The sequence below is a fragment of the Bacteroides caecigallinarum genome, assembly GCF_016902295.1.
Lineage (GTDB): Bacteria > Bacteroidota > Bacteroidia > Bacteroidales > Bacteroidaceae > Phocaeicola > Phocaeicola caecigallinarum_A.
Genome location: NZ_JACJLQ010000001.1, coordinates 109,561 through 133,536, shown reverse-complemented (window position 1 = coordinate 133,536; position 23,976 = coordinate 109,561). Strand labels below are relative to the sequence as shown.

The 23,976-nt window shown below is 40.4% G+C and carries 21 protein-coding genes and 1 pseudogene; 19 read left to right on the top strand and 3 right to left on the bottom strand.

What is annotated here, in order from left to right; all coding sequences use genetic code 11:
• Positions 1-177 precede the first annotated feature (177 nt).
• The 3 genes from H6A27_RS00605 (at position 178) to H6A27_RS15800 (ending at position 1,885) form a co-directional block, all read left to right on the top strand.
• Complete coding sequence (locus tag H6A27_RS00605) at positions 178-522, top strand: adenine-specific methyltransferase EcoRI family protein (RefSeq protein WP_338083589.1); 345 nt, start codon at positions 178-180, stop codon at positions 520-522.
• Between the two features lie 62 nt (positions 523-584).
• Positions 585-1,442, top strand: coding sequence for a DNA damage-inducible protein D (dinD, locus tag H6A27_RS00600; protein WP_204507311.1), 858 nt, complete (start codon positions 585-587; stop codon positions 1,440-1,442).
• Positions 1,443-1,489: 47 nt separating this feature from the next.
• Positions 1,490-1,885, top strand: a complete 396-nt coding sequence (locus tag H6A27_RS15800) for a hypothetical protein (RefSeq protein WP_239469513.1) — start codon at positions 1,490-1,492, stop codon at positions 1,883-1,885.
• 294 nt (positions 1,886-2,179) lie between these two features.
• Here H6A27_RS15800 and H6A27_RS00590 read toward each other — a convergent pair whose 3' ends face one another.
• A complete protein-coding gene (locus tag H6A27_RS00590; RefSeq protein WP_204507309.1) occupies positions 2,180-2,407 on the bottom strand; it encodes an AAA family ATPase in 228 nt (75 codons plus the stop codon).
• Positions 2,408-2,617: 210 nt separating this feature from the next.
• On the opposite strand from H6A27_RS00590, the gene H6A27_RS00585 reads away from it, so the two are divergent.
• From H6A27_RS00585 to H6A27_RS00510, 16 genes and pseudogenes are all read left to right on the top strand, one after another.
• Entirely contained in the window at positions 2,618-3,988 is a 1,371-nt protein-coding gene (locus H6A27_RS00585; protein WP_204507308.1) for an RNA-binding domain-containing protein, read from the top strand.
• A 175-nt stretch (positions 3,989-4,163) separates the two neighbouring features.
• A complete protein-coding gene (locus H6A27_RS00580) occupies positions 4,164-4,847 on the top strand; it encodes a zinc metallopeptidase (RefSeq protein WP_204507307.1) in 684 nt (227 codons plus the stop codon).
• Positions 4,848-4,920: 73 nt separating this feature from the next.
• Positions 4,921-6,282 carry a histidine--tRNA ligase gene (hisS, locus tag H6A27_RS00575; RefSeq protein WP_204507306.1) on the top strand — a complete coding sequence of 454 codons (1,362 nt, stop codon included), beginning with the start codon at positions 4,921-4,923 and terminating at the stop codon, positions 6,280-6,282.
• 137 nt (positions 6,283-6,419) lie between these two features.
• On the top strand, positions 6,420-7,328 hold the full coding sequence (locus tag H6A27_RS00570) for a PepSY-like domain-containing protein (RefSeq protein WP_204507305.1): 909 nt from the start codon (positions 6,420-6,422) through the stop codon (positions 7,326-7,328).
• Between the two features lie 172 nt (positions 7,329-7,500).
• Positions 7,501-8,061, top strand: coding sequence for a ribosome recycling factor (gene frr / locus H6A27_RS00565; RefSeq protein ID WP_204507304.1), 561 nt, complete (start codon positions 7,501-7,503; stop codon positions 8,059-8,061).
• 166 nt (positions 8,062-8,227) lie between these two features.
• The gene (gene rsgA, locus H6A27_RS00560; RefSeq protein WP_204507303.1) at positions 8,228-9,163 is read left to right on the top strand and encodes a ribosome small subunit-dependent GTPase A; all 936 of its coding nucleotides are present in this window, start codon (positions 8,228-8,230) and stop codon (positions 9,161-9,163) included.
• Positions 9,164-9,194: 31 nt separating this feature from the next.
• Complete coding sequence (locus H6A27_RS00555; RefSeq protein WP_204507302.1) at positions 9,195-10,853, top strand: amino acid permease; 1,659 nt, start codon at positions 9,195-9,197, stop codon at positions 10,851-10,853.
• Between the two features lie 110 nt (positions 10,854-10,963).
• Positions 10,964-11,770, top strand: coding sequence for a 3'(2'),5'-bisphosphate nucleotidase CysQ (gene cysQ / locus H6A27_RS00550; RefSeq protein ID WP_204507301.1), 807 nt, complete (start codon positions 10,964-10,966; stop codon positions 11,768-11,770).
• Between the two features lie 15 nt (positions 11,771-11,785).
• Entirely contained in the window at positions 11,786-13,327 is a 1,542-nt protein-coding gene (locus tag H6A27_RS00545) for an SLC13 family permease (RefSeq protein WP_204507300.1), read from the top strand.
• A gap of 24 nt (positions 13,328-13,351) precedes the next feature.
• Complete coding sequence (gene cysC, locus H6A27_RS00540) at positions 13,352-13,963, top strand: adenylyl-sulfate kinase (RefSeq protein ID WP_204403267.1); 612 nt, start codon at positions 13,352-13,354, stop codon at positions 13,961-13,963.
• Positions 13,964-13,978: 15 nt separating this feature from the next.
• On the top strand, positions 13,979-14,890 hold the full coding sequence (gene cysD, locus H6A27_RS00535; RefSeq protein WP_154043181.1) for a sulfate adenylyltransferase subunit CysD: 912 nt from the start codon (positions 13,979-13,981) through the stop codon (positions 14,888-14,890).
• A gap of 90 nt (positions 14,891-14,980) precedes the next feature.
• A complete protein-coding gene (gene cysN / locus H6A27_RS00530; RefSeq protein ID WP_420867830.1) occupies positions 14,981-16,486 on the top strand; it encodes a sulfate adenylyltransferase subunit CysN in 1,506 nt (501 codons plus the stop codon).
• Between the two features lie 8 nt (positions 16,487-16,494).
• The gene (locus tag H6A27_RS00525) at positions 16,495-17,601 is read left to right on the top strand and encodes a sulfotransferase family protein (RefSeq protein WP_204403269.1); all 1,107 of its coding nucleotides are present in this window, start codon (positions 16,495-16,497) and stop codon (positions 17,599-17,601) included.
• Between the two features lie 249 nt (positions 17,602-17,850).
• Positions 17,851-19,145 (top strand): annotated as a pseudogene (locus tag H6A27_RS00520) (PTS galactitol transporter subunit IIC).
• Between the two features lie 22 nt (positions 19,146-19,167).
• A complete protein-coding gene (kduI, locus tag H6A27_RS00515; protein ID WP_204507299.1) occupies positions 19,168-20,124 on the top strand; it encodes a 5-dehydro-4-deoxy-D-glucuronate isomerase in 957 nt (318 codons plus the stop codon).
• A 109-nt stretch (positions 20,125-20,233) separates the two neighbouring features.
• On the top strand, positions 20,234-20,413 hold the full coding sequence (locus tag H6A27_RS00510; RefSeq protein WP_204403275.1) for a hypothetical protein: 180 nt from the start codon (positions 20,234-20,236) through the stop codon (positions 20,411-20,413).
• 93 nt (positions 20,414-20,506) lie between these two features.
• On the opposite strand, the gene H6A27_RS00505 is transcribed toward H6A27_RS00510, so the two are convergent.
• Positions 20,507-22,972, bottom strand: a complete 2,466-nt coding sequence (locus H6A27_RS00505; RefSeq protein ID WP_204507298.1) for a bifunctional UDP-N-acetylmuramoyl-tripeptide:D-alanyl-D-alanine ligase/alanine racemase — start codon at positions 22,970-22,972, stop codon at positions 20,507-20,509.
• Positions 22,948-23,934 carry a GSCFA domain-containing protein gene (locus tag H6A27_RS00500; RefSeq protein WP_204507297.1) on the bottom strand — a complete coding sequence of 329 codons (987 nt, stop codon included), beginning with the start codon at positions 23,932-23,934 and terminating at the stop codon, positions 22,948-22,950. The genes H6A27_RS00505 and H6A27_RS00500 overlap by 25 nt, the downstream gene beginning before the upstream one ends.
• Positions 23,935-23,976: the final 42 nt, after the last annotated feature.

Sequence of the window (23,976 nt, the reverse complement as noted above, 5' to 3'; positions counted from 1 at the left end):
AATAGTAATATTATAATCCGAAATAATCCAACATTTAATTATTTTTCATTTTGGAATAAAAAGATTAATTTTGTTGATGAACTGATTATTTTAAAAGAGTTATAAAGAAATTTCCACGAAATGAATATAATTACATGGCAAATAAAAATATGAATAAAGCTAAGGAAGCAAAGAAAGATGAATTTTATACACAACTATAAGATATTAATAATGAATTCTGTGTCTACAAAACAAATTTTTCCTCTTATTATGAAAGGCAAAATGTGGTTAGGAGCCAGTATTCATAGTGGCAACAGAAAATTCTGGGTTCCTGATAACTATGAATTGAATGCAGCAGGATGTGGTATAGATGCAAATGGAAGAAAATTCATTCGAGTAAAAGGTGTAAGATGGTTCACAAACCTCGACTATAAAGAACGACATGATGATTTGATATTATATAAAACCTATGACAGTTCATATTACCCATATTTTGATAATTTCGATGCAATAGAATCCTATTACATTTTATCTTGGCCCTAATGGAGAAATTGTACATTCTTCATATAAGAGAATATTAATCCGTAAAATCAAGAAGTAAACCTATGAAAGCCGAAGAAATAATAGAACTATTCCAACAGTTTGAATCCATCGCCAACGAATACGAAGGAGTGGAATGCTGGAGTGCAAGAGAACTCTCTACCTTATTGGGTTATGCTCAATGGCGTAACTTCGAGAATATCATAGAGAAAGCAAAGACAGCATGTGAAAATGCAGGCCAAGAAACAGCATATCATTTTGCTGACGTCAGCAAAATGATAGAATTGGCCAAAGGTGCTCAGCGTGAGATAAATGACTACATGCTGACGCGCTATGCCTGCTATCTTATAGCACAAAATGGGGACCCCCGCAAAGTACAAGTAGCATTTGCACAAAACTACTTTGCTGTACAGACACGCCGGGCCGAACTTGTGCAAAAAAGAATATTAGAGCATGAGCGAGTTGTAGCACGCAACAAATTGGCTGAAACAGAAAACCGCCTGTCTGGTATCCTTTATGAGCGCGGAGTTGATAACAAAGGATTCGGCATCATCCGTTCTAAAGGCGACAAGGCATTATTTCATTTAGACACAGCATTGTTGAAACGCAGATTAGGTGCTCCTGATAACCGTCCTTTAGCTGACTTCCTTCCAACAATCAGTATAAAAGCAAAAGATTTCGCCGCAGAAATGACTTCAGTGAATGTACAACAAAAAGATTTGCACGGACAAGAACAAATCACCCGTGAGCATGTAGACAACAATGCTGCTGTAAGGAATATGCTGCTTCAACGTGGAATTGTTCCAGAACAGTTGCCGCCGGGAGAGGACGTAAAAAAGGTAGAACGACGATTAAAATCTGAGGAAAAATCCTTGACCAAGAAACAAAGCACAAACAAAACTTCAAAAAAAGGAAAGGAGTAAGATATGCAGATAGAATTGAAATCAATAAAAATTGCAGATCTTATTAAATGTTCGACAAATATGGTGATGGTGTCTATGACACAGCTGCATTAGAAAAACAAATCCATGATTTGATGGAAGATGATGAAATCATGAAAAAATCCGGTATCTACCGTTATGTTCTGAGCGGTAATTTGCGTGATTTAAGTTTCCGTACGTTTGATAAAAAGCAGAAACGTGAAGCCTATGAACACCAAAAAGATATTTGCGTACATTGCGGCAAACACTTTGAACTTGAGAAATGGAAGCTGATCATATCACACCATGGAAAGATGGAGGTACTACTGTGGCTGAAAATTGCCAGATGCTTTGTAAGAATTGCAATAGGATTAAAGGAGGAAAATAGAAATTTGAAAATATTGGAAATAAGGAACTCGAAATACCCTATTTCCTTTCTGTATTGAACAATATAAACACAAGCATCAAATGAACGGAGATGAGACATATGGGATAATCTTTGATATATAAATATCAAGAAACAAGGAATTGATACGCATATATCGTGATATGGAATTAGTTGAATCTTTAGGCTCCGGAATACCTCGTATATTGAGAGCGTATGGGGGAAGATTGTTTTAAGTTCAAAAGGTTTGGCATTGAAGAAGACTTTGAAAAATAGCAAATAACGATGATGAACGAATAAAATAATCCTATTTAAGCAGTGCTTAAATAGCGTTTAAACACTGTTTAAATGGTTTTTAAGATAGCTGTCTTAACAATATATCCGAACTGTTTTTAGCTCCTTTGAATAGAGCTACCGCATCAGGATTCTCAAGAAAATTAATTTCGATGAAACTTTTGAATGTCCTTCCAAACTCACGGATTGAGTAGGTCTTACCAATTTGACGGGCTCCGGTAATCAAAAGAGCATTACAGTTAGTCGCGTAATAATCAGTCAGATATGTGTCTATTTTTCTCTTCAACATAATGCAACATCTTTATTTTTCCACTTTTCCAAGACAAAAATACATAGTTTTTGCCGCTTTTCCAAGGTATAAACGCGGTATTTTTGCCACTTTTCCAGGATTTCTTTATAATCAGCTACAATAAGAAGACATCATAAAAACTAAATGTATAATATTATAATTTAAAGTATTATCTGTATCTTTGTAACACACGCAACTAAAAGATACACAATGAATACCGAATCACAGAACATAGAATTCAAAGAATCATGGAGGGATGATTATCTGAAATGGATATGCGGTTTTGCAAACGCGCAAGGAGGAATACTCTATATCGGCATAAAAGACAATGGTGATATTTGCGGAGTACAAGATGCCCAAAAACTGATGGAAGATATACCTAATAAGATACGTGATATGCTCGGTATTCTGGTAGATGTAAATAAAAAAGAAAAAGAAGAAAAAGTATATCTGGAAATTGTGACTGAGGCATATCCTTATCCTATAAGTTATCGTGGCAAGTATTATCAGAGAAGCGGTTCTACAAATCAGGAATTGAAAGGTGCGTCACTCGACAGGTTCATGCTTCGCAAGCAGGGAAAGACTTGGGATGGTGTGCCTGTTCCATATTTGAATGAAAAAGACCTGGATAATGCCACTTTTGATTTATTTCGTAAATATGCCAAAAGAAGCGGGCGCATGGAGGAAGCCGACCTTATGGACGATAATCACGGGCTGTTAGAAAAATTACGACTTTACGAGGGTGATTATTTAAAGCGTGCTGCCGCCTTGCTGTTTCATCCTGACCCTGAACGATATGTTACAGGAGCTTTTGTCAAGATTGGTTTCTTTCGTGAAGGTATGGACTTGGTATATCAGGATGAAGTTCACGGAAATCTGTTTCAACAAATAGTGAAACTCATGGATTTACTGTGTACCAAATATATGAAAGCCATCATTACTTACGAGGGAATCCAACGTGTGGAAACTTTACCTGTACCAAGAGAAGCTCTGCGTGAAGCATTATTGAATGCGTGTATCAATAAAGATTATGCAGAACCATCACCGATACAAATCCGCGTTTATGAGAATAAAATGGAAATAGTAAATGGTGGTGTACTACCGGATGGTTGGACTGTAGAAACTTTACTTTCTTCACATCGAAGTTTCCCTTACAATCCTGATATAGCAAATACATTCTTCCGTTCCGGAGAAATTGAAGCCTGGGGGCGTGGTATTGAACGTATAATTACGGATTGTAAAAACGACGGATTCTCTACACCTGAATTCCGTTATGACGCATCCGGCATATGGACAATATTCAAATTTGAGTATCCTGAAAGGGCAACTACCCAAAAGACCATACAAAAGACCATACAAAAGACCATACAAAAGACCATACAAAACCTTACAGAACAACAAAAGAATATATTATCATATTTAAAAGAAAATCCTAATGCAACACGTAAAGAGCTATATGAGAATATCCCTGATGCAACAATGGGGGGCATTATTCATAATCTCTCACGCCTTCAAGAACTTGGACTACTTAAACGCATAGGGGGACGAAAACAAGGTTATTGGGAAATTATAGAAGAATAATCCTTTGATTCCATTTCAATACTATTAAGGAAAGAAACACTTTTCGAAAGGTGTTTTTTCAGTCAAAAGTCACTTTTCGAAAAGTGTTTTTTGTATTGTATAAAACTCACTTTTAAAACTTTGGCAAGGTTTTTGTACGTCAATTCATTGATTAATAATTATAAATAGAAAAGATATGGCATTAAGTTGGATTATTTTTATCGGAATCGCTATACTGAGTTTTATAGTGCAGTCCAGTTTGAAAAGCAAGTTTGACAAGTATTCTAAGGTTCCTCTCTACAGCGGGATGACAGGACGCGAGGTGGCAGAAAAGATGCTGCGCGACAATGGAATATACGATGTAAGGGTTATCAGCACTCCGGGAATGCTTACAGACCATTTTAACCCAACCAACAAGACTGTGAACCTGAGTGAAGGTGTTTACTCATCATGCAGCGTGGCTGCGGCTGCGGTTGCTGCCCACGAATGCGGTCACGCCGTACAGCATGCACGCGCGTACGCTCCTCTGCAGATGCGTTCGGCTCTGGTACCGGTGGTACAGTTCTCTTCATCTATAATGTCGTGGATACTGCTTGCAGGTATATTGCTCATAAATTCGTTCCCTCAGCTGTTGCTGATAGGTATCTGCCTTTTCGCAATGACAACACTTTTCAGTTTCATCACTCTTCCTGTGGAGATTGATGCCAGCCGCCGTGCACTGGTTTGGCTGAACAGCGCGGGTATCACAAATGCTTCGAATCACGGTATGGCTAAAGATGCGCTCAAGTCGGCTGCATACACATACGTGGTTGCCGCACTTGGCTCGCTTGCCACTCTGGTATATTATATAATGATATTCATGGGTCGCCGCGAAGAGTAATTTCCACGATTATTTCCTTCTTATAAAATAATTGTCTAATTTTGTGACCAAAAATAATTAAAACAGAAACAATATGGCTACAAAACCGGGAATACCGAAAGGAACAAGAGATTTCTCGCCTGTTGAAATGGCTAAGAGAAACTATATATTCGATACCATACGCGAAGTTTTCCACCTCTACGGATACAGTCAGATAGAAACTCCTTCTATGGAGAACCTCTCAACATTGATGGGTAAATACGGTGAGGAAGGCGACAAACTTCTTTTCAAGATACAGAACTCAGGCGACTACTTCTCAGGCATCACTGACGAAGAACTTCTGAGCAGAAACGCGGCTAAGCTTGCGAGCAAATTCTGCGAGAAAGGACTCCGTTATGACCTAACTGTACCTTTCGCCCGCTACGTGGTTATGCACCGCGACGAGATTACTTTCCCGTTCAAACGTTTCCAGATCCAGCCGGTATGGCGTGCCGACCGTCCTCAGAAGGGACGTTACCGCGAGTTCTATCAGTGTGACGCCGACGTTGTGGGAAGCAACTCCCTTATCAACGAGGTGGAACTGGTGCAGATGATTGATTCTGTGTTCAACAAGTTCGGAATTCGTGTTTCCATCAAGATAAACAACCGCAAAATCCTTACAGGTATAGCGGAAATCATCGGCGAGGCCGACAAGATTGTTGACATCACAGTAGCCATCGACAAGCTGGACAAGATTGGTCTGGAAAATGTAAATGCTGAACTTGCTTCGAAAGGTATCCCTCAGGAAGCTATCGACAAGTTGCAGCCTATAATCCTGCTGAGCGGAACGAACGAAGAGAAGCTTGAGACTCTGAAAACCGTTCTGGCTGCAAGCGAGACAGGACTTAAGGGTGTGGAGGAAAGTGAATTCATCCTGAAGCATGTAGCTCAGCTTGGTGTTAAGTCGGAAGTGGAACTCGACCTTACTCTTGCCCGCGGACTGAACTACTATACAGGCGCCATCTTCGAAGTGAAGGCTCTCGACGTTCAGATAGGAAGTATCAGTGGCGGTGGACGTTATGACAATTTGACAGGTGTATTCGGAATGGATGGTATGTCAGGTGTGGGTATCTCTTTCGGTGCCGACCGTATCTACGACGTACTGAACCAGTTGGATCTTTATCCTAAGGAAGCAGTAAACGGAACCCAGCTTCTGTTTGTCAACTTCGGTGAAAAGGAAACTGAATATTCTCTTCCTATATTGTTCAAGGCTCGTGAGGCAGGCATCCGCGCTGAAATCTATCCCGACAGCACAAAGATGAAAAAGCAGATGAGCTATGCCAACGCAAAACAGATTCCTTTCGTGGCTATAGTTGGTGAAAACGAGATGAACGAAGGCAAGGTTACTCTTAAGAATATGACAACAGGCGAACAGTTGCTTCTAACTCCTGATGAACTGGTAGCCGCCATCAAATAAAAACATACATTTTAATCATATACATTGATAACGTCACTATGGAACTTGTTTTCATGGTGGCGTTTTTTTATAAATTCCCAAATCTTTTCAGTTTTCATTAGTATGTTTGCGTTATAATAATTTTTAAACCAGACATTATGAAGAAATTTAAGTTAATTACTACCGCCCTGATTTGCGGAACTATAGCTCTCTCGTCATGTGACAAACAAAACAACGACGGTTATATTGACAATGCTGTTTACGAAGCATTCAATCGCGAATTTCCTGGCGCAAAGGATGTTTCATGGAAAATAAACGGCAATTACGCAATAGCGTCTTTCGACTGGAACGGTTCACGTGCCGGAAATGACACAGACTATACAGCATGGTTCGACAGAACAACCGCCGAATTCAAAATGCATGAATATGATATCCCTTTCTCTTTATTACCGCAGACTGTATCGGCCGCATTCAATGAAAGCGATTATTCAAAACTTCCATGGAGGCACGACGACGAGGTGGATGTAATAAAGAAAAACGGCGAAAATCTGGTTCTATATGTAATAGAGGTTGAAAAAGAAGAGAACAATAAGGAAACAGAAGCCGATTTGTATTACTCGGAAGACGGAGTTCTGGTGAAAGAAGTTCTTGATGCAAACCAGAATCCTGATTATACAGACCTGCTGCCTACACAGCCTGCCAACGATGCGTACTCATGGGTTGATAGCAAATATCCAGGTGCAAGGATAGTTGATGTGGAATTTGAGGATGGCGGTGTTGAAGTGGAATTCATCTATGAAAACATCAAGCACGATGCTTTGCTGACAGCCGGATATGAATGGATTTACACAAAAAAGGATTATAACAGAAACTCATCCGTACTGCCGGAAGCTGCAAAAACTTATATCGCCACAAACTATCCTAATTACTATATAGATGACATTGAATACTACGAAACAGCATCGAAAGGTAATTACTACAGCGTTGAGATAGAAGGAAGAAATGACAATGACATTGAATTGCAATTTAATGACGACGGAACTCTGAAAGCTGAATACAGAGACTGACAACATACTGTTACAATCCTGTTTCGCAAGACGCGATAAGCGTAGCGAAACAGGATTGTTTCATTTTAGAATATCAAATTATACATCAACTATTGCAAAAGAGCAAAAAAACACATACATTTGTTCACTTTAATTATTATTACATAACAGCATAACCTAAAAATTAAGAATAATGGCAGATTCAAAAACTATAATCAGCGAAGCTGAAGAGAAAATGGACATGGCAGCCATGTACCTTGACGAAGCATTGGCACATATCCGCGCAGGAAAAGCAGATGTACGTTTGTTGGACGGCATCAGAGTGGACTCATACGGAAGCATGGTTCCAATCAATAATGTGGCAGCAGTAACTACTCCTGATGCCAGAAGCATAGCTATCAAGCCTTGGGACAAGAGCATGTTCCGCGTGATTGAGAAAGCCATCATCGACTCAGAACTTGGAATTATGCCTGAAAACAATGGCGAAATCATTCGTATAGGAATACCTCCATTGACTGAGGAACGCCGTAAACAATTGTCAAAACAGTGTAAAGGCGAAGTTGAAACTGCAAAAGTAAGTATCCGTAACGCTCGCCGCGATGCAATCGACGCATTGAAGAAAGCTGTAAAAGACGGTATGCCTGAAGACGAACAGAAAAACAGCGAAGCAAAACTGCAGAAGATACACGACAAGTACATCAAGCAGATTGACGATATGTTTGCCGCCAAAGACAAAGAAATCATGACTGTATAATGTATTTCTGACGGTTAGTCAATTTGACAAATACCGGTTTCAGACAATCTTACTCAAATATAAAAGAAAGAAGAATCTGCACTACCATGAACCATACACAGTGATGCAGTTTCTTCTTTTCTTTATTTCATTTATCATATATTTATAATTACAAAAATCATTTCTTTTGGACAAAGGTTTAGTAATAAAAAACACCGGCAGCTGGTATCTTGTAAAGACTGACGACGGTAGCTGCGTAGAATGCAAAATAAAAGGCAACTTCCGTCTGAAAGGTATCAGAAGCACAAATCCGGTAGCCGTTGGCGACCGAGTGAAAATCATACGCAATCAGGAAGGTACAGCATTCATAACAGAAATAGAGGACCGTAAGAATTATATCATACGACGTTCGTCAAACCTGTCGAAGCAATCGCACATCATAGCGTCAAACCTTGACCAGTGCATGCTTATCGTGACTGTAAACTATCCGGAAACTTCAACCACCTTCATCGACCGCTTCTTAGCGTCGGCAGAAGCATACCGAGTGCCTGTATGCCTCGTTTTCAACAAGACTGACCGTTATTCGGAAGATGAAAACAGATACCTCGACGGACTTATAAACTTATATACCACTATAGGATACCAGTGTTACAAGACATCGGCCATTAACAATGAAGGCATAAACGAAATTAAACAGGCGCTGGCCGGAAAAATCACACTCTTCTCCGGGAACTCCGGAGTGGGAAAATCAACACTTATCAATTCCATATTGCCTGAACAGAACCTGAAGACAGGCGATATATCAAATGCGCATAATAAAGGTATGCATACCACTACATTCTCCGAAATGTTTCCTGTAGATGGCGGAGGTTATATAATAGACACACCGGGAATTAAAGGTTTCGGCACGTTCGATATGGAAGAAGAAGAAGTGGGACATTACTTCAAGGAGATATTCAAATTCTCAGCCGGATGTAAATATGGCAACTGTACGCACCGTCATGAGCCGGGATGCGCAGTGAGAGAGGCTGTGGAGAAACATTATATCAGCGAATCAAGATATACTTCTTATCTGAGTATCCTGGATGACAAAGAGGACGGCAAATACCGTTCGGCATATTAGAAAATATAAAAACATATACAACTAAAACAGAATGGGACTATTTATAAGAAAAAGTATTGAAGTTCTGCAAGCAGAAGCACAGGCTTCAGGCAGCAAGACTCTGAAAAGAGTGCTTGGTCCTATAAGCCTTATAGCTCTTGGAGTGGGAGTAATAATAGGTGCAGGACTTTTCTCAATCACCGGAACAGTAGCTTCAGAATTTACCGGACCTGCCATAACACTGTCGTTCATCATTGCAGCAATAGGATGTTGTTTTGCAGGTCTGTGTTATGCAGAATTTGCATCCATGATTCCTGTGTCGGGCAGTGCATACACATATTCGTATGCCACTATGGGTGAGCTCATTGCATGGATTATAGGCTGGGACCTTGTGTTGGAATACACCGTCGCCGCAACTACCGTAAGCATTAGCTGGAGTAGGTACATGGTAGTCTTTCTGGAAAGTATAGGCATATCACTCCCCCATCATCTTACGGCTTGTCCATGGGACGGAGGTATAATAAACATACCTGCAATACTTATTGTAATAATGATGAGTATCATACTGATGCGGGGTACAGCTGGAAGCTCCATATTCAACGGTTTTATAGTATTTCTGAAAATAGCGGTAATTCTGGTGTTCGTAGTTCTGGGGTGGAAATTCATTCAGGCAGACAATTATATTCCATATATTCCTGAAAATACCGGAAAACTTGGTGAATTCGGAATATCTGGAATATTTCGTGGAGCGGCAATAGTATTTTTCGCTTTTTTAGGATTCGATGCCGTAAGTACAGCCGCTCAGGAAACAAAAAATCCTAAACGTGACATGCCTATAGGAATTCTGGTTTCACTTCTGGTTTGTACTATCTTATATATTCTGTTTGCTCACGTGATGACTGGTGTGGCAAACTATACCGAGTTCAAAGGTCACGTAGGAATAGCTCCTGTTGCTGTAGCTATAGAAAATATGGGAACTGCTGATGCCTCAGGAATAATTACTCCTGCATATCCATGGCTTAACAAGGCCATCATACTCGCAATATTATTTGGATACTGCTCCGTTATAATGGTTACACTCATGGGGCAGAGCCGTGTTTTTCTCAGTATGAGCCACGACGGATTACTGCCAAAGTTTTTCTCAAAAATAAATGAAAAGACAAGGACACCTGTACATAGTAACTTCTTGTTCATGGTAATTGTAAGCCTGTTGGCAGGATTTGTCCCCGCACAAGTAGCTGGCGAAATGACAAGTATAGGAACACTGCTTGCATTTACACTGGTATGTGCAGGAATACTTGTAGTAAGGAAGACAATGCCAGACGCTCCAAGAGCTTTCAAGACTCCATTTGTACCTGCTGTACCAATATTGGGAATACTTACTTGCCTGTGTATGATGTGTTTCCTCCCTGCTGATACGTGGATAAGACTTGTACTTTGGATGCTTATCGGTCTTGACGTATATGCTTCGTATGGCATAAAACACAGTAAACTGGAATACGGGATAAGAATACGAAAAGGAGATATGATACTGAATATCATGGGTATATCACTGTCTGTACTGAGTATCATAACAGGGTTATGGCATCAACAGACTGTAGGCTGGGAAGCCGACAAAACATTATTGGCCATATCATTTGTATTTGCTGTCACACACTGTGCATACTACATGTACAGAATGTGGAAACATTCCAAACCAGCAGAAGTATAATCAATGTTTTCTTAAAATAAGTTATAAAACTTAACTTAGTCCAGGATTTCAGAGTTTTCAACTATAGGCTTTTAGAAAAAAAGTACTTATTTTACAGCGATTTATAGATTATGGATAAAAATATATTGATGGTCGCAGTCCGTGCTGCAATAGAAGCAGGTGCGAAAATTATGAGCGTATATACAGATTCGAATGCGGATTTTGAAATAGAAAAGAAAGCTGACAATTCACCTCTGACAATAGCCGACAGGAAAGCGCATGAAGTTATCAGCGGAATACTTTCATCGACAAACATACCTGTGCTGAGTGAGGAAGGAAAGAAACTTCCGTTCGAAAACAGAAAGGAATGGGACGAGTTGTGGATAGTCGATCCGCTGGACGGAACAAAAGAATTCATAAAAAAGAACGGCGAATTCACCGTTAATATAGCATACGTAAAGAACGGTACGCCTCAAGCCGGAGTAATTTATATTCCGGTAAAGAAAGAATTATACCTTGGTGACTGTGAATATGGTGCATTCAAAGTGGAAAATATAAGTTCCATTTCTGAAGAAGAAACATTCTCTTCGCTGACATCAAGAGCAATCAGCCTTCCGATTAAAGAAGAGAGAAATACATTTGTCGTAGTGGCTTCTCGCTCACATCTTTCTCCTGAGACAGAAGAGTTTATCGAAAAGGTTAAAGAGTTACACCCAGACGTAGAGACTGTGTCAAAAGGCAGTTCCCTCAAACTATGTCTCATAGCCGAAGGCAAGGCTGATATTTATCCGCGTTTCGCTCCTACTATGGAATGGGATACCGCCGCAGGTCATGCCATAATACGAGCAGCCGGAAAAGAGGTTTATCATACAGACGGGGAAACTCCTCTCTCATACAATAAAGAAGATTTATTAAATCCGTGGTTTATAGCCAAGTAAGATAAGTAAAAGAAAATGTCGCACGAAATAATCATAGTACTTGTCTCACTTGTCGGAATGCTTGCCGCTCTTATTGCTGACAAAATGAGACCGGGGATGATATTATTCTCCGTACTGGTAATATTCCTATGTACTGGAATACTCAGCCCCAAAGAAATGCTCGAGGGCTTCAGCAACAAAGGCATGATAACTGTGGCCATGCTGTTCCTCGTCAGTGAAGGAGTGCGCCAAAGCGGGGCACTGACTAAACTTATTAAAAAACTGCTTCCGGTAGAAAATATCAACGTATTCAAGGCACAACTGAGAATGCTTCCAAGTATCGCTTTCATTTCGGCATTTCTAAACAATACTCCAGTAGTTGTTATTTTTGCTCCGATTATCAAGCGATGGGCAAACTATGTAAAGTTGCCAGCCACTTATTTCCTTATACCTCTTTCGTATGTAACCATACTCGGAGGTATGTGTACACTGATTGGTACATCTACCAACCTAGTGGTACACAGTATGATACAAGATGCCGGTATGGAAGGTTTCAGTATGTTTGAGTTGGGCAAAATAGGTATTTTCATTGCTTTGGCAGGAATAATATACCTGTTCATATTCTCAAGCAAACTATTGCCCGCACAACGTCCTGACCCGATTATGTCAGGTGAAGAAGATTCTCCACTACACCCAATTGAAGCTGTGATAGGAGCTCGTTTCCCTGGTATCAACCGCCGTATCTCCGATTTCGACTTCAAACGCCACTATGGTGCAGAGATTAAGGAATTGAGAAGAAACGGTAATACTTATACCAATCTTTCGAAGATGCACTTCCGCGAGAACGATACGCTGGTGATAATGGCAGACGACAGTTTCATCAAGACATGGGGTGAATCATCTGTCTTCATCATGCTGGCAAACGGGAAGGATGTGGAGCCTGTGGGACAGAAAAAACGCTGGCTTGCCCTGACATTATTGTTGATTATGATTATCGGAGCTACAGTGGGTGAGCTTCCTGCCGTTCAGAAGATGTTGCCCGAAGGAATTAAGCTGGATATGTTCTTTTTCGTGTCGGTAACTACAGTTATTATGGCATGGACAAAGATATTTCCTCCACGCAAATACACCAAATACATATCATGGGACGTGCTGATAACCATTGCATGTGCATTCGGTATCAGCAAGGCTATGGTGAATTCGGGGGTTTCCGACCTGATAGCGAGCCAGATTATAGGGCTTAGCCATAGTTATGGCCCGTATGTATTGCTGGCGGCAATGTTTATAATAACGAACATCTTTACCGAACTGATAACAAACAATGCAGCTGCGGCGTTGTCGTTTCCGCTTGCCTTGTCGCTATCGCAACAGCTTGGAGTAAGCCCTATGCCATTCTTTGTCATCGTATGTGTGGCAGCCTCGGCCAGTTTCTCAACTCCTATCGGTTATCAGACAAACCTTATAGTACAGGGTATCGGTAATTATAAGTTTACAGACTTTGTACGCATAGGTCTGCCGCTTAATATCATTACTTTCATAATTTCGGTACTGCTTATACCGCAAATTTGGCCATTTTAAGAAATAAATAAAAACTAGACATATATGGAAAATAAAAACAACATTTATCCTATATTCGACAAGATGCTCACCAGAGCCGACAAGGAAGCTCTGCTCAACCAGCACAGCGTGATGATATGGTTTACGGGGCTGAGCGGCTCAGGTAAAAGCACGATTGCAATAGCTCTTGAAAGGGAATTGCAAAAACGTGGTCTGCTATGCAGAATTCTTGATGGAGACAATATCCGCAGCGGAATAAACAACAACCTGGGTTTCTCTGAAGAAGACAGAGTGGAAAATATCCGACGCATAGCCGAAATAGGAAAACTGTTTGTAGATACCGGCATAATAACTATTGCAGCATTTATAAGCCCGAACAATGACATTCGTGAAATGGCTGCCAATATAATAGGCAAGGAAAATTTCCTTGAAATATTTGTTAGCACACCTATAGAGGAATGTGAGAGAAGAGACGTGAAAGGTCTTTATGCCAAGGCCAGACGTGGAGAAATAAAGAACTTCACAGGTATATCAGCACCTTTCGAAGCTCCGGCAAACCCGGCTTTGTCTATCGATACATCAAAACTGAGTGTTGAGGAGTCTGTAAACAAACTTTTGGAACTTATACTTCCTAAAATATCATTCAAAAAAGACTAAAAACAAAATAAAAATATGATCGAAGAATATAAACTTAGCCACTTGAAGGAACTGGAAGCTGAGTCTATCCACATTATACGTGAAGTGGCTGCCGAATTCGAAAATCCTGTCATGCTTTACAGTATAGGCAAGGATTCATCTGTAATGGTACGTCTGGCAGAAAAAGCTTTTGCACCTGGAAAAGTACCATTCCCTCTTATGCATATCGACTCAAAATGGAAATTCAAGGAAATGATTCAGTTCCGCGATGAATATGCAAAGAAATATGGTTGGAACCTCATAGTGGAAAGCAATATGGAAGCTTTCAAGGCAGGAGTAGGACCTTTTACTCATGGAAGTAAAGTTCACACTGACCTTATGAAAACACAGGCTCTGCTTAACGCACTCGACAAATATAAATTCGACGCCGCATTCGGTGGCGCACGCCGCGACGAGGAAAAGTCACGCGCAAAAGAACGTATATTCTCTTTCAGGAACGAGTTCCACCAGTGGGACCCTAAAAACCAGCGTCCTGAACTTTGGGACATTTATAATGCCCGCATCAGAAAAGGAGAAAGCATCCGTGTGTTCCCTCTGAGCAACTGGACCGAACTTGATATATGGCAGTACATACGTCTTGAAAATATTCCTATCGTTCCCCTATATTTCGCAAAGGAAAGACCGGTAATCAACCTCGACGGACAGCTAATTATGCCTGACGACGACCGTCTGCCTGAACAATACAAGGACAAGATAGAGATGAAAAAGATACGTTTCCGTACTCTTGGTTGCTGGCCGCTCACAGGAGCGATAGAAAGTGAAGCTGATACAATCGAAAAGATTGTTGAGGAAATGATGACTACCACAAAGAGCGAACGTACAACTCGTGTGATTGACTTCGACCAGGAAGCCAGCATGGAGCAGAAAAAACGCGAAGGATATTTTTAATTTAAGTTTTTGAGTTATTCAGTCTTTCAGTTTGTTATCATCAAACAACTTAAAAACTCATAAACTTATAAACTTACAAATTCAAACATAATGGAAACTATAGATAAAAACAAATCAGGAAACCCTATGGAAGGCGAAGCTCGCGGAAACATGTCCATAGAGGAATTCCTAAAGAAAGACGAACAGAAGGACTTGCTCCGTTTCCTTACAGCAGGATCTGTTGACGACGGAAAGTCAACACTTATCGGACGTCTGCTGTTCGACAGCAAGAAACTTTACGAAGACCAGCTTGACGCACTCGAACGCGACAGCAAGCGTGTAGGTAACGCAGGCGAACACATTGACTATGCCCTTCTGCTTGACGGTCTGAAAGCTGAACGCGAACAGGGTATCACTATCGACGTGGCATACAGATATTTCTCTACAAACAACCGTAAGTTCATCATAGCCGACACTCCGGGACACGAACAATATACACGCAACATGATTACAGGTGGTTCTACAGCCAATCTTGCAATCATCCTTGTTGATGCCCGTACAGGAGTTATCACACAGACCAAACGTCACTCCTACCTCGTTTCACTGTTAGGCATAAAGCATGTTGTGCTGGCTGTTAACAAGATGGACTTGGTGGACTTCTCAAAGGAAGTGTTCGACAAGATTGTCAGTGACTATAAGTCTTTCGTTGAGCCTCTTAATATTCCGGATATTCAGTGTATTCCTCTGTCAGCCCTCGAAGGTGACAACGTAGTGGAGAAATCAGACCGCACACCATGGTACGAAGGAACTTCACTGCTTGAATATCTTGAAACAGTACATATCGGAAATGACCACAATCTGAAAGATTTCCGTTATCCGGTTCAGTACGTTTTGCGTCCAAACCTTGATTTCCGCGGATTCTGTGGAAAGGTTTCTTCAGGTGTTATACACAAAGGCGACGAAGTGATGGCACTCCCATCAGGAAAGAAATCGCACGTTAAGAGTATCGTTACATACGAAGGTGAGATAGACTATGCGTTCCCTCCAATGTCGGTTACCATCACATTGGAAGACGAAATTGACGTATCAAGAGGTGAAATGCTGGTACATCCGGACAATGTACCTATGGTAGGCCGTAATTTCGAAGCCATGCTGGTATGGATGGATGAAGAGAAGATGGATATGGAGAAATCTTTCTTCCTGAAACATACCACAAACACAAGCCGTACACGTATTGACAGCATTGAATATAAGGTGGATATCAACACAATGGAACATCTGAGCGTAGAAAACGGCCGTTTGGCTAAAGAAGATGTTCCTATGCAGCTTAACCAGATAGCAAAAGTGGTTTTAACATCATCAAAGGAACTGTTCTTCGATGCATATTCAGACAACAAAGCTACAGGAGCATTCATCCTTATAGACCCTATTACCAACAATACAAGTGCCGTTGGTATGATAATCAATCAGGTAGCAGATAAGGACATGCACAACCAGATGGAATTGCCTGTTCTTGATTTACCTAAGTTGGGTATCGCTCCTGAACACTATGATGCTATAGATAAAGCAGTGAAAGAGCTGTCTCGCCAAGGTATTGATATTGAAATCAGAAAATAAGAATAATAATGGGATTATTAGAATTCAGCAAATTGCCTGTAAACACCATGGTTGGTGCTGACTGGAATACTTTCAAACAGATAACAGCAGGAAGAGTTATTGACGACAAATACAAAAACAAATACAGACTCACAAAGTTTGTTTGCCGCATTTTGTCTTCTCTAAAGCCATTACAGGACAAAAGATACGAAAAACTGCTTGCCGGCAAACCTCTGGAGCACGACCCGGTGTTCATCTTAGGACATTGGCGAAGCGGAACAACATTCATGCACAATGTATTCTCGTGCGACAAGCATTTCGGATACAACACTACATACCAGACTGTTTTCCCTCATCTCATGATGTGGGGACAACCATTCTTCAAGAAGAATATGAGCTGGCTGATGCCGGACAAACGTCCTACAGACAATATGGAACTGGCGGTTGACCTTCCACAGGAAGAGGAGTTCGCTTTGGCCAACATGATGCCATATACATATTATAATTTCTGGTTTCTGCCTAAACATACGATGGAATATGCAGACAAGTACCTGCTTTTCAATGACATCAGTGATGAAGAACTGAAAGTATTCGAAGATGTTTTCACTAAACTCATCAAAATATCTTTGTGGAATACTAACGGAACACAATTCCTGAGCAAAAATCCTCCTCACACAGGACGAGTAAAGGAACTGGTTAAGATGTTCCCTAATGCCAAGTTTATTTATCTGATGCGTAATCCTTACACAGTATTCGAATCGACAAGAAGCTTCTTTACAAACACTATCCAGCCTCTGATGTTGCAAAATATCAGCAATGAAGAACTTCAGGAAAATATATTGTCGGTATATTCAAAACTATACCACAAATATGAGGAAGATAAGAAATTCATCCCTGAAGGTAATCTTGTAGAAGTAAAATTCGAAGACTATGAACGAAATGCATTCGAAATGACAGAAGATATTTACAAGAAACTATCCATACCTGGTTTTGACGAATCAAGGGATGCCATCGAAGCATACGTAAACAAAAAGAAAGGATATAAAAAGAATAAGTACCAATATAAGCCTGAAACAGTAGAACTTGTTGAAAAGCATTGGTCGTTTGCACTTGAACAGTGGGATTATAAGCTTTAAAAACATATATAAATACAATAAGGTTATTATAATAAAAATATCGTTTGTAGGTTAAATCATATACAAACGATATTTTTTATTTATATTCTATAATAAACATGCAATTCGTGTGCGATAACGAAAAATATGTTGTATATTTGTGGAGTAATCAAGATATAAGGAAAACAAATCTGATATTACAATAAAATACATTATTGTGGCAAATAAAATAATAAATAAAATCTCATAAGGTAAAAATCTGTAGAAAGCATGGAACAAGTTTTCAGTTATATTATCGGGCTGGGTGCCGCGGTAATGATGCCTATCATTTTTACAATTTTAGGCGTTTGTATCGGTATTATATTTGGTAAAGCTCTTAAGAGTGGACTGTTAGTAGGTGTCGGTTTCGTGGGCTTGTCTGTAGTGACAGCTCTGCTGACAAGCAGCCTTGGCGACCCGCTTAAAAAAGTTACCGAGATTTATGGTTTAAGCTTGGGTATCTTCGATATGGGTTGGCCCGCTGCGGCATCTGTTGCATACAACACTTCTGTAGGAGCATTCATTATACCTGTATGTTTGGCTGTAAACATTGTCATGCTTCTTACGAAAACAACTAAAACAGTTAATATCGACTTGTGGAACTACTGGCATTTTGCCTTTATAGGCGCTGTAGTATATTTTGCGACAGAAAATATTTGGTGGGGATTTTTTGCTGCCATCATTTGTTATATAATTACGCTGGTAATGGCAGACCTTACATGCAAACAGTTCCAGGGATATTACGACAAGATGGACGGTATTTCTATCCCACAGCCATTCTGTCAGGGCTTTGTACCTTTCGCTCTTGTAATAAACAAAGCATTGGACAAGATTCCTGGTTTCGACAAGCTTTATATAGATGCCGAAGGCATGAAGAAGAAATTCGGTATCATGGGGGAACCTCTTTTCCTCGGTATCGTAGTTGGTTGCGGTATCGGCATGCTTGCTTGCAAAAACGGTCAGGAAATGGTTGACAACATTCTACACGCGAACTTATTGCCCGTAAGTTCAAGAACGGCGCCAACCTCAACATCGGTATGATCCCTGCATTGGTTATCGGTCATCCGACAACTTTGGTTGTTTCGCTACTTCTTATCCCGGTAACACTATTCCTTTCAGTAGTTCTTCCAGGCAACCAGTTTCTTCCATTGGCATCACTTGCAGGTATGTTCTACCTGTTCCCTGCGGTACTTCCCATTACTAAGGGTAAAGTACTGAAAACATTCCTCATCGGATTGGTTAGCCTCATCGTCGGTTTGTACTTCGTTACAGATTTGGCTCCATTCTTCACACAGGCCGCTCACGACGTATTTGTCAAGACTGGCGATGCAGCAGTTAAGATTCCGGAAGGATTTCAGGGAGGCGCACTTGACTTTGCCTCAAGTATCTTCTCATGGTGTATATTCCACCTTATCTATAACTTCAAATATGTTGGTTCGGCTATCCTGGTAGCTGTCGCTCTTATTATGGCAATCTACAACAGATCACGTATTATAAAAGAACCTAAAGCTCATAGCAACAATTAATCTAAACTAAATAAATTCGCACATGAAAAAATTAGCATTAGCAATGATGATGGGGGTAGCTGCCCTCTCTGCAAACGCACAGATTAACTACACTGTTCAGACAGCTTGCCATCCTCAGGATGTTAAGCACTATGACACTGAACGTCTACGCAACTCGTTCGTTATGGAAAAAGTCTTGTCACCGGACGAAATCAATTTAACTTACACTCTTTACGACCGTCTGATTTACGGTGGTGTAATGCCTGTAAACAAGGTGTTGAAACTGGAGACTTTCCGTGAATTAGGTCCTGAAATCACTTACTTCCTCGAACGTCGCGAGCTCGGGGTTGTCAATATCGGTGGTGATGGTGTAGTAACTGTTGACGGAAAGGAATATCCAATGAAATATAAAGAAGCATTGTACGTTGGCTGCGGCAACAAAGAAGTTACTTTCAAGAGTAACGACGCAAGCAAACCGGCAAAATTCTATATCAACTCTGCTCCTGCTTACAAACAATACGTTACACAGTTGATTACAACTGACGTTAAGGTACAGAAAGCTGAACCTAAGAAATATGCTTTGGCCATTTCTGACCACTATGGCAAGATGGAAGACAGCAACGACCGTGTAGTAAACCAGCTTATCGTAAAAGACGTTCTTGAAAGAGTAAAGAACGGTGGTACTAACCAGTTGCAGATGGGTCTTACTGAATTGGCTCCGGGTTCTGTATGGAACACAATGCCTGCCCACACTCACACTCGCCGTATGGAAGCTTACTTCTACTTCAATGTTGAAGAAGGTAACGCAATCTGCCACCTGATGGGAGAACCTAAAGAAGAACGTCTGGTATGGCTTCACAACGAGCAGGCTATCACTTCTCCGGAATGGAGTATCCATGCAGCAGCAGGTACCCGTAACTATACTTTCATCTGGGGCATGGCTGGTGAAAACCTGAAATACAGCGATAAAGACGAAATCAAATATACTGATATGAGATAATAAAAGTATATAAGTCATATTTATAGTCTGTCTGTTCCGGTTTCCGGACAGGCAGATTTTTTTGTGCATAAAAAAATATGTCTGTTCTTTTGCTTTTATATATATGCCTATGACAGACTTCAAACAAGACAGAGCCATTTATCTGCAGATGGCAGAAAGGATATGCGACGAGATACTTGCAGGCAAATATAATGAGAACCTTCCCGAGCTGTTCCGTCAGATGGAACTGCTTGACATACCAATAGAAACCATAGTCAAGCAATGGAAGGAATTTAAAGAAAAAAAATAGCCTTGAGACATCATAAAAAAACGAGCTGTCATTTTACTTAAAACGCCTTGTCGTTTTAGGTAAAATGACAGCTCATTTTTTTTCATATAATTATCAATCCTGATAATACACTCTTTTCACACGCATGGATACACTTGTAAGAATCTCGTAAGGTATAGTGTCAAGCCACTCCGCCAATTTTGTAACAGGCAGATTCTCGCCGAATATTTCCACCTTATCGCCTTCCTTGCAATCAATATCTGTAACATCAATCATACATACATCCATACATATATTACCCACGTAAGGAGCTTTCTGACCGTTTACAAGACAATATCCATTGCCATTGCCTAATTTCCTGTTCAGACCGTCAGCATAACCTATAGGAATTGCAGCGATACGCGAATCACGATCAAGCCTTCCTTTACGGCTGTAACCTACAGTATCTTCAGCCTTTACGTCGTGTATCTGCAGTATTGTAGTCCTTAGCGTACTTACGTTGTTTATCATTTTTCCGGTATAAGGGTCAATTCCATAAAGTCCAATGCCGAGACGGACCATATCGAACTGCGCTCCAGGATATCTTTCTATACCGGCTGTATTACAGATATGTCTTAAAATCTTGAATGAGAAACCTTCCTGCAATATCGCAGCGGCGGCTTCGAATGTTTCAATTTGCTTGCGGGTAAAGGAATCAAAATGATTAGAATCGCTTCCTACAAGATGAGAGAACACAGAACGGGGAATAACAGCAGACTGACGCTTCAAACGTTCAACCAGTTGAGGCAACTGCTCCGGTTCAAAGCCCAATCTGTTCATTCCTGTATTTATCTTTATATGTATAGGGAAGTTGCTTACACCCTCTCTTTCCGCAGATTTTATAAGTTCTTCCAATAGGCTGAAACTATAGACTTCTGGCTCCAGACGATAGTCGAACATTGTCTTGAAAGCTGTAAGTTCAGGGTTCATAATTATTATCGGACAATATATACCCGCCTTACGCAAATCTGCCCCCTCATCGGCTACAGCCACAGCAAGATAGTCAACCCTGTGTTCCTCAAGGGTTTTTGCAATTTCAAACGGTCCAGCTCCGTATGCCGAAGCCTTTACCATACATACCATCTTTGTTTCAGGCTTAAGTTTGTTCTTGAAATAATTCAAATTGGCAGTAAGAGCTCCCAGATTTATTTCAAGAATCGTTTCGTGTACCTTCAGTTCAAGATAGTCGGTTATATCATCAAAATGGAACACACGCGCTCCCTTGATAAGTACAACTTCATTCCTCAGTGTATCCAGCAAGCCCGACTCCATCAATTCTGATGTCTTGTTGAAAAAATATTTCTCTATCTGGAATCGTGATGCAGAAGCGGATATTTCAGGTCCAACACCTATAATCTTGTCAACTCCACGGTTATGTATAAGCTCAGCGACCTGCCTGTATAGCAGTTTGCTGGTTTGTCCGCTTTCTAATATGTCAGATAAAATAAGTGTACGTTTTCTTCCCTTGTCTTCAGTCCTGCGCGACATAAAATCAAGCGCGATATCCAATGATGCAAAATCGGAATTATAACTGTCGTTGATAAGAATACAACCGTTCTTTCCTTCTTTCACCTCCATACGCATGGCAACAGGTTCGAGCGTAAGCATTCTTTCGGCAATTTCTTCTGGAGAAATCATCAGATAAAGAGATACCGCAAGACAGTTGATTGAATTTTCTATTGAAGCATCGTCAATGAACGGGATACGATACTCTTTCATAAATCCCAGATAACGGTATTTGATAACGGTATAATCGCTAAATTTATCCACACTCTCGATAAATAGCGGACGTTCCATATCTTTTCTCGACCATGCTATTTCTCTGGCACCGAACAGTGACTTTGTAACACAACTGCTGATAAGCTCGTTGTCGCCGTTATAAACAACTACGTCACAATCCTTGAAAAGCAGTAGTTTCTCCATACATTTATCCTGTAGGGATGTGAAGTTTTCCTGATGAGCGCCACCTATATTTGTAAGTACTCCTATCGTAGGACGGATAATTGGCTTAAGTTCTTCCATCTCACCCATCTCCGATATTCCGGCCTCGAATATACCTATCTCGGTATTATCATTCATCAACCATACAGATAGCGGAACGCCAATCTGCGAGTTATAACTTCTCGGTGAACGAGTGACGACCTTATTTGGACTGATGATATGATAAAGCCACTCCTTGACTACAGTCTTTCCGTTACTTCCGGTAATTCCTATCACCGGAATATCAAACATATCACGATGATGTGCCGCAAGCCGCTGTAATGATTTCAGAGGATTGGCAACCTTAAGGAAATTACATTCCTTATAGGCCGAGACATCTTCAGGAATATCGTTTACTACGAAATTCCTAACTCCACGATTATATAGTTCTTCAATATATTTGTGTCCGTCGTTCCTTTTTGTCTTTAAAGCAAAAAACAGAGTTTCTTCCGGAAAACACAAAGACCGACTGTCAGTAAGTATCCAATCTATATTTGCCGGAGAATCACCCAAACGCTCAGCATTTAATATTGAGGTTATTTCTTCAATAGTGTTCGACATAATTTTATTTCCTTTTCGACATCTAAGTACGTGAATTTTTCCTTTAGTGTCTCTATTTTTAACAGTATTTGACTTAAAAAGTCACGATATGCTTCACTTTCCGGATTGAAAGGCTTATGTCCCAAAGCTCGTCTGATTTCATTCCACGACTTGATTATATTCAGTGTGTCTTTATTGAAATAAGACTCAGAAAATCTTTCCCATATATATTCGACAGCCATAGACGACGGATGGAGCATATCGTCCGAATAGAAACGATAGTCACGCAATTCGTCCATCATGATTTCGTATGAAGGGAAATAGTAACAACCTGCATTGGCCGAACAAATTCTGTCTATGGCTAAAAGTAACACCGACTTGCTTATCTGATTTCCGTGCATGCCATCCTTTGCGTGTCTGATAGGACTGACTGTAAACATTATTTTTATATCCGGATTGACAGACCTCAGGCGCGATATAAGTTCCATATAAGAATTTACTATCTCTTCAACATCGAGAAGGCTACGGGTAAACAATTTTTCGTTCAACTTATGGCAATTACCGACTATACATCCACTTTCATTCCATTTATATACACGGGCAGTGCCAAAGGTTAGGAGAAGCCAGCCTGTCCTACGAAGAAACTCTGAACTGGAACCAATACGGCTGTTTATATTATCAAGACAGACATACTTATCGGGCGAAGAGAACGAACTATGATGCATCAGACTGAACCATACGCCCCGCGACTGCATAACATCATCCTCCCCATAAGACTTATTTTCAAGCAATTGGCTTAATGCCACGTATATTGACATCGGATTATATAACACTCCGAAAGGGTTTATATCACATCTGAATTTATTGTCGGAAAGTTTGTTCCCGATATTGTCTGTAAAACATGAGCCCATAAGCATCAATGTATCAGAATGCTTTATTTCACACTGTCCTACAGGCAATTCTGCCTTGGTTATCAGTTCCATAATATTCAGTTTTTGTTATTTTTTGGTACAAATGTAATTACA